Source organism: Exiguobacterium sp. s146 (genome assembly GCF_018618415.1).
GTDB lineage: Bacteria > Bacillota > Bacilli > Exiguobacteriales > Exiguobacteriaceae > Exiguobacterium.
In genome coordinates this window covers 574,902-589,246 of the sequence record NZ_JACSMA010000001.1, presented here as the reverse complement: position 1 = coordinate 589,246, position 14,345 = coordinate 574,902, and the positions used below count along the sequence as shown (strand labels likewise).

The following is a 14,345-nucleotide window of genomic DNA, read 5'->3' as shown; positions in this document are numbered from 1 at the left end:
CACACGTCATGTTCGTCGATGGAACGGGGACGACTAACGGCAAGATGCCCTCTCATTTCAGGCTGTAGACGGAGGTGAACGAGCAGACAATCGACTATACTCCAAGTAGACCAATTACTGGAAATGAGGAAACAGTCATGTTCAAACGACCCATCCACAACATCTTGACCGGTTTAGGCATGCTCGGCGTCCTCTTGGTAGGATGGTGGGGCTGGTATGTCTTTGACGGCAGCGACAAAGCGGAGCAACGCGCGATGGAAGCAGCACAGGAATATGTCAATGTCACGTACCCGGACCTGTCGCTTCGCGTAGCGGACGTCATGTATCTTTCTCTATACGACCCAAAATACCATGTGACGATGGCTTCTGACACAAGCGTCGATACCGAGTTCGTCGTCCGAATCACTCGAAGCGGCCAAGTCGTCGACGACAGCTATGAAGAAGACGTCGTCTCGAAGGAGAACACCTATCAGCGCATCAGCGAGGCGTATGACACTGCCGTTCAACAGACAATCACACCCACCTTTTCCAACCGTATCGATTTCATGACCGAACTCTCGGATCCTGCTTGGCGTGACGATGTGGCACACGGAGATGCGTTCACTGACTTACAACTCGATCAAACCATCGACCTTGAATTTTACGGCGCGCGTTACGGTATACTCTTCCTTCATGCAAAAGACGATTCCTATACATACGACGACGTGATCGCTTTACTGCGGGACGTGAAACGTGTCGCCGACGAGAACGAGCTTCCCTTCCATTCTTTAAAGTTGCAAATCACAATCGACGGCAACGAACGTTATGTAGAAGGAATCCGATACAGTGACCTCGATTCGCCTCACCTGTTAGCACGCCTCAAGCAACGGATGAAAGACTAAAAAAGGCTCATCCCGCAACGGATGAACCTTTTTCTTATGCCTCTTGGACTTCAGGACGGACGACGAGTCGCACCCGCTCCACGTGATTCTCCGTCATCTCGATGACGGTCAAGACGTAACGGTCGAACTCGAGCGTGTCACCGACCTCGTGCGTTTCGCGGTGGACTTGGAGCCAACCGCCGAGCGTATCGATGCCTTCGGACTGTTCGAACGTGATGCCGAACCGTTCCTCGAGTTCTTCGAGCAAGACGCGCGTATCAATCTCGTACGTCGTGTCGTCGACCGTATGGATCGGGTCGACCTCGTCCTCGTCGAACTCGTCGCGGATTTCCCCGACGATCTCCTCGAGCAAGTCTTCGAGCGTGATGAGACCGGCCGTCCCGCCGTACTCGTCCAAGACGATGGCGATATGGGTCCGGGCCTCACGCATCTGTTTCAATGTATCTTCCAAAGGTGTCATTTCATGCACGACCGGAAGCTCTTTCACGTAAGTAGTGAGATTGATGGACGGGCTGACCGCGAGTCCCATCAATACCTCTTTGACGTTGATGTAGCCGATCAAGTTGTCCTTGTCGCCGTCCTCTGTGATCGGGTAACGGGTATATTGACTGTCCGCGAACGTCTCGAGCACTTCGGCCCGCGTCGCTTCGATGTCAATCGCCTCGACTTTCGTCCGGGGCACCATCACGTCTTTCGTGACGTGCTGATCGAACGAGAAGATGTTTTGCATCATCGCGAGTTCCGTCTGGTTGATTTCACCGCTTTGGAAACTTTGCGCCATGATGATCTTCAACTCTTCTTCCGAGTGTGCTTGCTCATGTCCGGCCGGTTTGACGCCGAACAAGCCGAGCAACAATCGGGCCGACCCGTTCAACAACCAGATGAACGGGAACATGATCCGTCCGAACCAGAACAACGGTCGGGCGAAGATGAGCGTCATCCGTTCCGCATACTGAATCGCGAGCGTCTTCGGTGCGAGTTCCCCGATGACGACGTGTAAGAACGTCACGATCGCGAACGCGACGGCGAACGAGATGACCGATGCGAGCGACGCCGGGATATCAAACTCGTTAAACAGCGGCGTGAGCAAACGTACGATCGACGGTTCCCCGAGGAAACCGAGTCCGAGCGCCGTCACCGTGATGCCGAGCTGACACGCCGATAAGTAATAGTCGAGGTCCGATGCGACCTTTTTCGCGAGAATCGCCGACTTGTTCCCTTCCGCCACCAATTGATCGAGTCGCGACATCCGCACTTTGACGACCGCGAACTCCGATCCGACAAAGAATGCGGTGAGCGCGATTAATAACGCCACCAACGACAACAATACCCAAATCGGGCCTTCCACTTCTCCGCCACCGCCACCGGCAGCTATTACGTGTGTAGAGTAGATCCTGTCCACATGTTCCTCGAGAGACTCGAGGGTCACCTCCATATAAATAATTTACAAGGTCACACGACTGTGTTCCTCGTCTAATGAATAACCTACCATGATAGTCTGCCTCTCGGCAACTAAAAGGAGGCGCCCATGTGGAACGCCTCCTGGCACTTATTTTTTCTTATAGAACATGATCGCCTCGTACGCCCGGAGCGACAGCGTCGTCTCGTCGAGCTGCGGTACGTCATAGTTATGGCTGACGACCTCGGCATGCGTGAAGCCGTCCGGAATCTCGTACGTCGTCTCCGGTCCGTAGAAGTTGGCGACGACGAGCACTTCCTCCTGCTCCGTCTTGCGCGTGTATGCCCAGACGTCGAGCGCGTCCGGCGTGAGAATCGTGTAATCCCCGTCCGTCAAGACGTCGAGCTCTTTACGGAGCGAAATCAAGTTCTTGTAGTGGTAGAACACAGAGTTCGGGTCGTCGAGTGCCGTCTCGACGTTCACGTCCGCATAGTTCGGTGCCACGTTGATCCACGGCGTCCCGCTCGTGAAGCCGGCGTGCGGCGTCGCGTCCCACTGCATCGGCGTCCGCGAATTGTCCCGCGACTTCTGTTTGATGGCAGCCATCATGTCCTCGTGCGACACGCCCTGTTCACGCTTCAACTTGTAGACGTTGAGCGTCTCGATGTCGCGATACTCGTCGAGCGAATCGAAGCCCGGGTTCGTCATCCCGATCTCTTCGCCTTGATAGATGTACGGCGTCCCTTGCAGGCCGTGGAGCACCGTCGCGAGCATCTTCGCGCTCTCGACGCGATGGTCGGTGTCGTTGCCGAAGCGGCTGACGACGCGCGGCTGGTCGTGGTTGCACCAGAAGATGGCGTTCCAGCCCTTGCCGTGCATCCCTTCCTGCCACGTCGACATGATGTCTTTCAGTTGCACGAAGTCGAACGGCGCGGCGACGAACTTCTCCCCGTTCGGATAGTCGACTTTCAAGTGATGGAAGCTGAACGTCATGCTGAGCTCGCGCTCGTCCGGACTCGAGTAGCGGACGCAGTGGTCGAGCGTCGTCGACGACATCTCGCCGACCGTGATGACGTCGTGGCCGTCGAACACCTCGCGGTTCATCTCTTTCAAGTATTCATGGATGCGCGGCCCGTCCGTATAGAACTTGCGGCCGTCCGAGTCGTCTTGTGGGAAGTCCTGTTGCTTCGAGATCAAGTTGATGACGTCGAGACGGAACCCTTTGATGCCCTTATCGCGCCAGAAGCGCATCATCTCATAGACGTCCTCGCGCATCTGTTCGTTCTCCCAGTTCAAGTCGGCCTGGGTCACATCGAACAAGTGGAGGTAGTACTGGCCGCTCGCCTCGTCATACTTCCAGGCGTTGCCGCCGAACTTCGACTCCCAGTTCGTCGGTTCGTTGCGCCAAATGTAATAGTCGCGATAACGCGCGTCACCGGCGAGCGACTTCTGGAACCATTCGTGCTCGGTCGAGGAGTGGTTGACGACGATGTCCATCATGAGCCCGATGCCGCGCGCCTCGGCCTCGCGGACGAGCTCGTCAAGGTCATCCATCGTCCCGTACGATGGGTCGATCGCGTAATAGTCGCTGACGTCATAGCCGTTGTCGTTTTGCGGCGACTTGTAGACCGGTGTCATCCAGATGTATTCGATGCCGAGCTCGGCCAAGTAATCGAGTTTCGCCGTCACCCCTTTGATGGAGCCGGTGGCATTGCCTTCCGGGCTATAGAAACTTTTCGGATAGATTTGATAGACGACGGATTTGCGCCAGTTTGGTTGTGTCATAGATGTAGTCTCCTTTTGTAAGAGTTTTCATTTCAATTGGAAAAGGGGAAGAACCTCCGTCCCTCCCCTTGTCAGTCATCTTCTTATGCAACTTTATTTTGTTCGATTTCACCCTTCTTCATGTAACGCTTCGACAAGACGAGCGTCAACACGAATGGGATGACGAGGGCGATGACCATCCCGACGATGAAGATGAGAATCTTATCGGTGAAGATTGACAGGAATCCAGGAAGACCTCCGACCCCGACAGCGAACGCCTGGACGTCGTTCAATGTGATGAACACTGCCGCGACGGCTGATCCGATCATCGCCGAGTAGAATGGGAACTTGTTCGGCAAGTTTACCCCGAACATGGCCGGCTCGGTGATTCCGAAGAAAGCCGAGATCGATGACGTGGACGCCATACTCTTTTGTTTCGCGTCGTGTTTGAACACGAGGAACATGGCGAGTGCGGCTGCACCTTGGGCGATGTTCGACAAGGCGAGCATCGGCCAGAGGAACGTCCCGTTCGTCTCCGCGATGAGCTGCAAGTCGATGGCGAGGAACAAGTGGTGCATTCCCGTGACGACGAGCGGTGCGTAGAGCAGACCGAACAGGAGTGCCCCGACGACCGGTACCGCTTCGAACACGTTGACGATTCCCGTCGCGATCACGTTACCGAGGCCGCGTGTGAGCGGTCCGACGATCGAGAGGGCGAGGAAACCAGTGATGACAATCGTCGTGATCGGCACGACGAGCAATTGAATCGCGTTCGGTACATGTTTTTTCAAGAAGATTTCAATATGGCTCAAAATGAAGGCCGCGGCCAAAATCGGAAGAATCTGACCTTGGTAGCCGACTTTCTCGATCTCGAACAAGCCGAGGATGTTGAACGTCGGAACGTCGCCTTCAAGCGCCGCTTGTCCGTAACCCCAAGCGTTCAAGAGGTCTGGGTGGACGAGCAAGAGACCCATGACGATCCCGAGCACTTCGCTGCCGCCGAACCGCTTCGTCGCCGACCAACCGACGAGGGCTGGCAGGAAGACGAACGCCGTGTTCGCCATCATGTTGACGAGATCCCATAACCCTTGCAGGTTCGGATACTCCTCAATCAGCGTCGCACCTTCGACGAACAGTCCTTCTGAAGCGAGCAGGTTGTTAATCCCCATCAAGAGACCGGCGACGATGATGGCCGGAATGATCGGCATGAACACGTCCGAGAAGACTTTGACAAGTTTCTGGAGCGGATTCATCTTCTTGCCGCCTGACGATTTGACCTCGGCGACCGTCGCTGCTTCAAGCCCGGCGAGTTTGATGAACTCGGCATAGACGCGCTCGACGTCCCCGGCCCCGATGACGACCTGGTACACACCCGAGTTTTCGAATGCCCCTTTGACGAGATCGGCTTCTTTCACTTTCGCTTCATTGACGAGTGACTGGTCTTTCAACGAAAGACGGAGCCGTGTGACACAGTGTGCCGCTTTGTCGACGTTATCCTTGCCCCCGATGGCTTCTAGGATATCCGCGGCGATTTGACGATAATCTGCCTTCATATTGTAGGCCTCCTTTGTTTGAAAGCGTTTGTTGAAAACGGTTACTTATGAGTACAAACAAAGTTTAACTTATCTATATAAGTCATGTCAACAACTTATATAGATAAGTTAGGTGTGACAACTCTGTGACAGGCGTTCAGTATTTTTGTTCCCTCTTGCCTTGATTCAAAACGAAAAAAAGACTCCTTTCGAAAAAGGAGCCTTACCGGCGCGCCAGATCGCTGAACTGGAACTTGTCGAGCCGGTGGCGGGACTCGGTATATTCGAACTGTCTTCCCTCATAAAGGAACGTGTCATTCGTGATGACGATGACATATTCATAATCGTGCAGATCGAGCCGCAACCGGTCGAGCTCGGTCACGTCCTCGGCCGCAATCTTTCGTTTGGCGTAACTGATTTGCATCCCGAGCTCGTGCTCGACATAGGCGTAAATCGATTGTGCGGCGATCTCTTCTGTCAGGCCGGGCACGAGGTCTTTGACGAAATAATTCACGTCCAAGATGACGTTCTCGCCATCGAAGTTGCGGACCCGCTCGATCCGATACATCCGTGTCCCCGGCGCCAAGTTCATCCGTTCGGCGAGCCACGCCGGCGCCTCGATGTCCTCGAACGAGGCGACCGATGTCTGAATCGAGCGGCCGAGCATGCTGGCATACACTTCCGAGAAACTGACGATGCCGTTGAACTGGAACTCGATCTGATCGCGCCGCAGCACGAACACGCCTTTCCCGTGATGCTTCCGGACATAGCCGTGCTCTTGGAGCAAGTCGAGCGCTTTCCGGACCGTGCCTCGGCTCGCCTCGTACTCGTGCATGAGCTCGGTCTCGGACGGTAGTTTCGACTCCGCCGCATACTCGCCCGTCTTCATCCGCTCGGCGAGGCGCTCATAGATTTGACGATATTTGGCCACAGGCTCACTCCTCTCTATCGAAAAAGACGACCGGATGGCCGTCTTTTGTTTACCATTCGCGGCGATACCACGTGATGCCGATCGCGCCTGGCCCAAGGTGTGTCCCGATGACCGGTCCGAAATAAGCACCCGTGACATGCGCCTGCGGAAACTTCTGTTTCATCGAGGCGATTTCCTCGGCCTGACGTTCCGGGCAGTTGGCGTGGATGATACCGATACAGTAGCCTGCCCCATCGCCTTGAATCGACTGTTCCATCATCTCTTCGATGCGACGGACCGCCTTCTTGTACGTCCGAATCTTCTCGAATGGGACGATCATGCGGTCTTGGAAATGGAGCACCGGTTTGATTTGAAGGAACGACCCGACGAGCGCTTGCGCCGCGCTGAGTCGACCGCCCCGTTGGAGGTGGTCGAGGTCATCGACGACGAAGTACGCCCGAATCAACTCGCGCATCTTTTCCAGGTGGGCCATGATTTCTTGCGCCGACGCGCCTGCGTCGCGTAAATGAATCGCTTCCTCGACGAGGAACGCTTGAGGCATACATGAGATCTCCGAATCGAATGCGTGGACGTTGACGTCGACCATGTCGTTCAAAGCGAGCATCGATTGATACGTCCCGCTGATCCCGCTCGAGAGCGTGATGGCGATCACGTCCGTCACCTCGTTCGGGAGACGCTCAATCAGTTCAATCGTTTCTCCGATGCTCGGCTGGGACGTCGTCGGCAAGTTCCCTGCCTCGATCCGGTCATAAAAAGCCTCGGTCGTGATATCGACGGCTTCGCGGAACGACTCCCCGTCAAAAATCACGCTGAGCGGTGCGACGTGGACGTCGTGGCGCTCACAAAATTCGGCCGGCAAATAGGCGGTACTGTCGGTCAAAATGGCTATGTTTCCCATGCTATATCCTCACTTTACATCGTTTCATTTTCCAATTGAATGTGGATTCCATTCCATATTGTAGCATAAAAACGATGTATTGCATCGGTCGAGGTCAAATCTCGACCCATCCGCGACGGATGGCATCGACGACGGCTTGAGTCCGGTCGTTCACTTCCATCTTGCGGAGCACTGACGAGACGTGGTTCTTGACCGTCTTCTCGCTGATGAACAGCATGTCGCTGATATCACGGTTCGAGCGGCCCTCGGCGAGCAAGTGGAGCACTTCGACTTCACGGCGTGAGAGCAATTGGTAGACGGGATCATCGGTACGGCTCTCGACGTTGCGGCCGGCCTGTTCGCCTTTGAATTGGAGCAAGCGACGGTATTCTTTCAAGACGTTCGTCGTCACTTTCGGGTGCAAGTACGCCCCGTCCTTCGCGACCGAGCGCACGGCCGAGATGAGTTCGGTCGATGCGACTTCTTTGAGCAAGAACCCAGATGCCCCGGCTTCGAGTGCATGCGTGATGTACGACTCATCGTCATGGATCGACAAGATGAGGACGCGCGTCTCTGGTGAGAGCACGGACAACTGTTTCGTCGCCTCAATCCCGTTCAATTCCGGCATGTTGATGTCGAGAATCAAGATTTCCGGCTTGTGGTCCGCGGCGATGCGAATCGCCTCGGTCCCGGTGCGCCCTTCGGCGACGACCCTGAACTCGTCCTCTAAATCAAAAATCCGTTTCAAGCCTTCTCGAAACAGCTCATGGTCATCCACAATCGCGATGCGTGTTTGTAATTGTTCCATCTGGATACTCCCCCTTGTTCTTGTCTTACGTGATCGGAATCGACATGCGGACGACCGTCCCTTTGCCGACTTCCGAATCAATGGTCATACTTCCGTTCACCAACTCGATCCGTTCTCGCATCCCCACAATCCCGAATGACTCTTCGCCAATCGAACTCGGCACGAATCCGACCCCATGGTCGCGTACATGAATATGTATCGCATCATGCGCTTGCTCGACGTTGACGATAATCTCCGCCGTCTTCGAATGTTTGATCGCGTTTTGGACGGCCTCTTGGACGAGCCGGAACACGTTAATCTCCAATCGTTCAGGGAGACGGGCCCGTGAGCCCCGGTAGTTGAGCCGGGTCTTGATAGCCGTGTATTCCTCCGTCTGATGGAGATACCGTTCGAGCGTCGGCAAGAAACCGAGGTCGTCAAGCGACATCGGACGAAGGTCGTAGATGAGACGCCGGACGTCGACGAGCGCGCCGCGGATGAGGCGTTTCAGCTCGTGCAGTTCGGCGAACGCCTCGTCTTTCCCCCGCTTGTCGAACGTCTTCTCAATCAAATCAGCCCGAATCAAGATGTGAGCAAGCGATTGCGCTGGTCCATCGTGCATCTCACGGGCAAGGTGGCGCCGTTCACGTTCGGCCGCCTCAAACACGCTGATCGCCATCTCTTGCTTCTTCATCATGTCCGAGTACTCTTGCTGCAGGTCGTCCCGCAGGAAGTTCAACACGACGGAGACGCGGCTGACGAGCTTGTCGGCCCGCTCAATCGTGTCCTCGAGGATGAGCAGGCGGCGTTCAAGGTCGTTGCGACGCTGTTGGCCGGCCATCTCTTCTTTTTGGATGAGAAAACGCTCGAGCTGCATTTGGTTGGCGCGTTCGTACGCCTCCCGAATCTCTTGCTCGCTATGTATATGAAACTTCTTGCTCACTTGGACGAGTTTGTTCTTCGCCGCTTTGACGAGCAGGTCGAGCCGTTCCGACTCCTCGATGTAAAACTCTATCTTTTGCGTCAACTCTTTCAGTTCGTTCTGAATCAACGAATACTCGTTGGCCGAACTCTCGGTAATCCGGACGATCTCCTCTTTACTTTCCGTCACCGTATCAATCATATTTGTTATGATATGTTCTAAAGCTGTACGATCAGTAATATGATTCACGATGCCATCCCCTAATAATTCGGTAGTAAGTCCTCATCTATTCCTATTATCGTCTGCGGAACGTTCGTTTCCAGTAAAACTTGGAGGCTCTCCTTCCATTTCGCCGCAACTGGCGTTGACGCCTACTTGAATTTTAAAAAAAATATTCAAAAATAGAAAGGAGAATTTTCAGAAATGTCTACTGAACCGAATTATACTATAAAACAAGACGGAGAATACGAGGTCGTCATTCAAAAGTCGAAATTTATCGCCCACTTCAAACGGGTCACGTCCGAGGACGAGGCGCAGGCGTTCATCCAAGCCATCAAGAAGGCGCACTGGAACGCCAACCATAATTGTTCCGCCTATATCATCGGCGCACGGAACGAGTTCCAAAAAGCGAACGATGACGGCGAACCGAGCGGGACGGCCGGGTTGCCGATGCTCGAGGTGTTGCGCAAACGCAACTTGAAGGACACGGTCGTCGTCGTCACCCGCTACTTCGGCGGCATCAAACTCGGTGGCGGCGGTCTCATCCGCTCCTACGGCGGCACGGTGAGCGAAGGGCTCGACGCGGTCGGCATCGTCGAACGCATCCCGATGCAACGCTTGACGATCACGGTCGATTACGGCTGGATCGGCAAAGTCGAGAACGAGCTGCGGCAATCGTCGTACCTCCTCGACGACATCGTCTACGCGGACACCGTCACGTTCCATATCTCGGTGCCGGTCGAAGAGACCGAGGCCGCGCTCGCCTGGCTCGTTGATTTGACGAACGGTCAAGGAGGACTCGAGACCCAGGACCAACGTATCATCGAACGTGATTTTGTGCGGTAGGTCACGTATACTAAAGGAAACGAATGAAATGAGGAGACGACATGGACCAAGACTCCCGCAAGAAACGTCCCGTGTGGAAAATCGTACTGCTCGTGTTCGGCCTCGTCTTGCTGATCGGCGGGTCGGCCTTCGGCTACTTCGTCTATAAGGCGAACGAGACGGCGGAGAATGCGAACAGCGAACTGACACGCGGGGACAAATCGGATCGCCGTGAAGAAACGGTCGATTTGACGAAAGACCACTTCTCCGTCTTACTCGCCGGCGTCGATGGCGGTGCCTCGCTCGAAGAAGGACGGACCGACTCGCTCATGGTGGCGACGTTCAACAAGGAATCGCTCCAAGTGACGCTCGTCAGCATCCCGCGCGACTCGTACGTCGATATCGTCACGACCGACGGCGAGTTCAAGGACAAAATCAACCACGCCTACGCCTACGGTGGCATCGACACGACGATCGCGACGGTCGAGAAGCTGTTCGACATCCCGATCGACTATTACGCGACGATCAACTTCGATGGTATCGAGGATCTCGTCGATGCGGTCGGCGGCGTCGAGGTCGATGTGCTCGTCCCGATCTCCGGACGGGCGACCGGCAACGTCGAACTCCGACCAGGCGTCCAGACGCTAGACGGCAAAGAAGCGCTCGCCTATGCGCGTATGCGCAAAGACGACCCGGAAGGCGACGTCGGACGGGCGAAGCGTCAACAGCAAGTGCTCGAGGCCATCATCAATGAGGCGACGACGATCAATTCGTTCACGAAGCTAAACCGGATCATGAATGCGGTCGGCGATAACATCCGAACGAACATGTCCCTCTCCGAGGCGTCACAGTTGCAGCCGTACACGAAGTCGCTCCGCTCGTTCAATCAGGAGACGCTGGCTGGCGGCGACTTGACGATCGGCGGCGTCTACTATTACGAGCTCGATCCGGCCGATTTGAGCGACAAACGCTCGCTCTTGAAGACCGAGCTCGGCCTCCCGCTCACAGCGGAGGATGGCGACAACGGGACAGGCGACGGCTTGAATGAGACGGAAGACGGTTTCAGCGAGACGACGACCTACTGACCACAAAAACGCCCAAAGACATCATGTCCTTGGGCGTTTTTTTGATGACTCACGTCTTCGGCCGTCCGAGCAGACGCCGGGACGTCTGGATAATCGGCTTATAGTTCGGGTGAATCAACTCGGTCGACTCGACGATCAGCTCGATGACGATCAAGACGATGACGAACGTGATGACGGCGCCGAGCATCGTCGTCTTCGCGAATAAAATCGAGGCGATGCCGAAGAAGAACGTCATCCCATACATGAGCAGGACGGCTTGTCGCGTCGTGAAGCCCATATCGATCAGCTGGTGGTGCATGTGCGACTTATCGGGCGACATCGGCGGTCGGCCTTGCACGAGCCGACGGACGATGGCGAAAATCGTGTCCGAGATCGGCAGGCCGAGCAAGAGGACCGGGACGACGAGCGAGAACAGCGTCACGTTCTTGAATCCGATCAAGGAGAAGACGGCGAGCATATAGCCGAGGAAGAGCGCCCCGGTGTCGCCCATGAATATCTTGGCCGGATAGAAGTTGTGGACAAGAAAACCGAGCGTGCTTGCCAGGAGCAACAGCGCCATCATCGTTAGATAGACGTTCCCTTGGATGATGGCGAGCAGAGCGATCGTCCCGAGGGCGATGCTCGAGACCCCGGCGGCGAGGCCGTCGAGACCGTCAATCAAGTTGATCGCGTTCGTAATCCCGATCAACCAGAGCACCGTCACCGGGATGCTCCATGAACCGAGATACAGCTGTTGGTCGAACGGCAGGTTAATCAATTCGATGCGCATGCCTGAGTTCAAGACGATGACCGTCGCAATCATCTGGCCCATCAGTTTGACGCGGGCCGTCAGTTGGAAGCGATCATCGATCAATCCGGTCAACAAAATCACGACCGCCCCGATCAAGATGGCATCGTTATAACGGCTCGTCGGCAACAGGAGCGCGTAACCGATAAAGAATGCGATGAAGATGGCGAGGCCGCCGATCCGTGGCATCGTCCGTAAATGTACTTTTCGGGCGTTCGGGTGATCGACCGCTCCGATCAGAAAAGCAAACCGGCGAACGAGCGGCGTGATCAAGATGGCCATCACAAAACTGACCAACATGGCAATCCATAGCATGGGCCAACGTTCCTCTCTCATAAAAAAATAGACTCTGGCGAATTATAGCATATTTCCCGTGAGGCGAGACGTATCAGAAATGTTACAGCGAAAAAATCCCGACGAGCGATCTCGTCGGGTCTGGTCAGGCGTGGGCCGGGTGCGTCGTCACGTCGTCCGTGGCTTCGTATGTATACAATCCGCGCCCTACTTTTTTAATGTCAGGATTGACAGACTCGATTTTCACCATCAATTGGTAAATGTTGCTAATATGGTGGCGATAGCGCAACTCGAGCTCCATTTGAATGTCCCGCACGCTCATCGTCTTCCGTTCCTTCAACAGGTCTGTTACCTGATGGACATAGACCTCGAGCGGATAACGTTGATTGACACGACGCGGGCGCATCCGTTTCGACGGATCGAGGAGCGATTCCTCTTCCCGTTTGCTCCGGTTCAGTTCCGAAATCAAATACTCGGCCCGGCGCTGCAGCTGGCGATACGACTCTTCGATTTCCATCAGTTCCCGATAAATGTTTTCATTGACGCCAGTAGATTCCATGCACAAATCCTCCTCTACATCTAATTGATGCTCCCCATTACCCAAATTCATCAATTATTGCCAGTTATTACTTGTTCCCATATAAAAGTGTAACGTTTTTGTAATGTGCTTGTCATCTATTATTAGGCATTTCTATCTATTTTAGGTCTTATGGACCAACGCAAAAAAAGATGACGACTGTTCGGGGCAGTCGTCATCTCACGGAAGATGATCGTAGTCTTTACGCGCCGACGCGTTCGAGGATGCGTGCGAGCGAGAGTTCGTCGGTCGAAGAAACGATGAGGTCTGCATGACCGAGCATCGACTCTTCCCCGACGGCGACAGCAAACATGTTTGCCGCTTTGATTGCAGTGACGCCTGCAGCTGCATCTTCAACGCCGATGGCATGTTCGGGTTTCACGCCAAGGGCAGAGGCAGCCTTCAAAAACACTTCGGGATGTGGTTTTGATTCGGCGACAGTTGCTGCATCGACAATGTGATCGAAGTAATGACGGACACCAAGTGCGTCAACGACCGCGAATGCGTTTTTAGAAGCCGATGCCATTCCGATTTTGAGACCAGCCTCCTTAATTTCATCGAGGAATGAAATGATGCCCGGCAACAAGTCGGCTGAAGAGATGTGTCGAATGAGTTCAACGTAATGCTCGTTCTTCTTCTGCGCGAGTTCCGCTTTTTCATCCGGTGTGAAATCGTCCTGTCTTCCACCGAGCGCGAGGATGCGCTCGAGCGAGTCGGTCCGGCTCACGCCTTTCAGCGTCTCATTGAACTCGCGATCAAACGGAATATCGAGCTCTTCTCCAAGTTGTTTCCAAGCGAGGTAATGGTACTCCGCGGTGTCAGTGATGACACCGTCCAAATCAAAAATGACTGCTTCAATCGTCGACATACATGCTTTCCGCCTTTCCTTCTAATGCTTCTGTCGTCAGACTACATTAAGGGAACTTGACAAGTACCCGTTGCACGATTGGTCATTGATGCAAACGGTTGCACTTGTTCGATTTCTATTATAAATGAAAAAGCCATCATCATGCAACCGCTTTCGCAAAAAAATAAAAAAGCAGGAGAAGCAGGTGCTTCTCCCACGGCTTATAATTGGATCCCGACGACTTTTACGTTCACCGACAACGGTGTCATGGCAAGCATCGTGTCCATGTCTTGCGTGATGCGTTCTTGTACGACCGTCACCGTCTTGACAATCGATTGGCCGTACGCGATGTAAAGCGACAAGTTGATCGTGACGCCTTCTGACGATTCGTCGACTTTGACGTGCTTCATGAGCGCGCGCTCTGATAGTTTCGTATCTTCTTGTGTGAACGACACGTGTTTCGTCTCTTTGACCGCGACAGCGGCGATCATTTCCACGACGTGGCGTGAGACGTTGACGTCTCCTTCAGTGCTGTGCATTCCATTTTCGTATGGCATGGTGTCACTTCCTTAACTCTAGTTTCGCTTCCCATCTTAAAGTGTAGCGGAAAACGCCCGT

The 14,345-nt window shown here is 54.5% G+C and carries 14 protein-coding genes; 3 read left to right on the top strand and 11 right to left on the bottom strand.

Translation table 11 applies throughout. From position 1 onward, the window contains the following. The first annotated feature begins 137 nt into the window (after nucleotides 1-137). The gene (locus KNP83_RS03090) at nucleotides 138-881 is read left to right on the top strand and encodes a hypothetical protein (protein ID WP_214760455.1); all 744 of its coding nucleotides are present in this window, start codon (nucleotides 138-140) and stop codon (nucleotides 879-881) included. Between the two features lie 34 nt (nucleotides 882-915). On the opposite strand, the gene KNP83_RS03085 is transcribed toward KNP83_RS03090, so the two are convergent. The 7 genes from KNP83_RS03085 to KNP83_RS15205 form a co-directional block, all read right to left on the bottom strand. Then, on the bottom strand, nucleotides 916-2,229 hold the full coding sequence (locus tag KNP83_RS03085) for a hemolysin family protein (RefSeq protein WP_214761627.1): 1,314 nt from the start codon (nucleotides 2,227-2,229) through the stop codon (nucleotides 916-918). A gap of 201 nt (nucleotides 2,230-2,430) precedes the next feature. Then, nucleotides 2,431-4,065 carry an alpha,alpha-phosphotrehalase gene (treC, locus tag KNP83_RS03080; protein WP_214760453.1) on the bottom strand — a complete coding sequence of 545 codons (1,635 nt, stop codon included), beginning with the start codon at nucleotides 4,063-4,065 and terminating at the stop codon, nucleotides 2,431-2,433. Between the two features lie 83 nt (nucleotides 4,066-4,148). Next, nucleotides 4,149-5,597 carry a PTS system trehalose-specific EIIBC component gene (treP, locus tag KNP83_RS03075; RefSeq protein WP_214760451.1) on the bottom strand — a complete coding sequence of 483 codons (1,449 nt, stop codon included), beginning with the start codon at nucleotides 5,595-5,597 and terminating at the stop codon, nucleotides 4,149-4,151. Nucleotides 5,598-5,799: 202 nt separating this feature from the next. Next, nucleotides 5,800-6,465 (bottom strand): trehalose operon repressor, encoded by a 666-nt coding sequence (gene treR / locus KNP83_RS03070; RefSeq protein WP_251139227.1) that lies wholly within the window; start codon nucleotides 6,463-6,465, stop codon nucleotides 5,800-5,802. Between the two features lie 91 nt (nucleotides 6,466-6,556). Then, nucleotides 6,557-7,405: a DegV family protein gene (locus tag KNP83_RS03065; protein ID WP_214760447.1), complete on the bottom strand. Its 849-nt coding sequence runs from the start codon at nucleotides 7,403-7,405 to the stop codon at nucleotides 6,557-6,559. A 94-nt stretch (nucleotides 7,406-7,499) separates the two neighbouring features. After that, nucleotides 7,500-8,192, bottom strand: a complete 693-nt coding sequence (locus KNP83_RS03060; RefSeq protein WP_214760444.1) for a response regulator transcription factor — start codon at nucleotides 8,190-8,192, stop codon at nucleotides 7,500-7,502. A gap of 25 nt (nucleotides 8,193-8,217) precedes the next feature. Next, complete coding sequence (locus KNP83_RS15205) at nucleotides 8,218-9,342, bottom strand: sensor histidine kinase (protein ID WP_214760442.1); 1,125 nt, start codon at nucleotides 9,340-9,342, stop codon at nucleotides 8,218-8,220. A 174-nt stretch (nucleotides 9,343-9,516) separates the two neighbouring features. Between KNP83_RS15205 and KNP83_RS03050 the strand changes: the two genes are divergently transcribed. Then, entirely contained in the window at nucleotides 9,517-10,158 is a 642-nt protein-coding gene (locus KNP83_RS03050) for a YigZ family protein (protein ID WP_214760440.1), read from the top strand. 41 nt (nucleotides 10,159-10,199) lie between these two features. Then, nucleotides 10,200-11,222: an LCP family protein gene (locus KNP83_RS03045; protein WP_214760439.1), complete on the top strand. Its 1,023-nt coding sequence runs from the start codon at nucleotides 10,200-10,202 to the stop codon at nucleotides 11,220-11,222. Nucleotides 11,223-11,271: 49 nt separating this feature from the next. Here KNP83_RS03045 and KNP83_RS03040 read toward each other — a convergent pair whose 3' ends face one another. The 4 genes from KNP83_RS03040 to KNP83_RS03025 all read right to left on the bottom strand — a co-directional run bounded on the left by KNP83_RS03040 (nucleotide 11,272) and on the right by KNP83_RS03025 (nucleotide 14,284). Beyond that, nucleotides 11,272-12,324, bottom strand: coding sequence for a glycosyltransferase family 4 protein (locus tag KNP83_RS03040; protein ID WP_214760438.1), 1,053 nt, complete (start codon nucleotides 12,322-12,324; stop codon nucleotides 11,272-11,274). 124 nt (nucleotides 12,325-12,448) lie between these two features. Beyond that, a complete protein-coding gene (locus KNP83_RS03035; RefSeq protein ID WP_214760437.1) occupies nucleotides 12,449-12,862 on the bottom strand; it encodes a Rok-like winged helix domain-containing protein in 414 nt (137 codons plus the stop codon). Between the two features lie 220 nt (nucleotides 12,863-13,082). Further along, nucleotides 13,083-13,748 carry a beta-phosphoglucomutase gene (gene pgmB / locus KNP83_RS03030; RefSeq protein WP_214760433.1) on the bottom strand — a complete coding sequence of 222 codons (666 nt, stop codon included), beginning with the start codon at nucleotides 13,746-13,748 and terminating at the stop codon, nucleotides 13,083-13,085. A gap of 200 nt (nucleotides 13,749-13,948) precedes the next feature. Beyond that, nucleotides 13,949-14,284: an Asp23/Gls24 family envelope stress response protein gene (locus KNP83_RS03025; RefSeq protein WP_214760431.1), complete on the bottom strand. Its 336-nt coding sequence runs from the start codon at nucleotides 14,282-14,284 to the stop codon at nucleotides 13,949-13,951. Nucleotides 14,285-14,345: the final 61 nt, after the last annotated feature.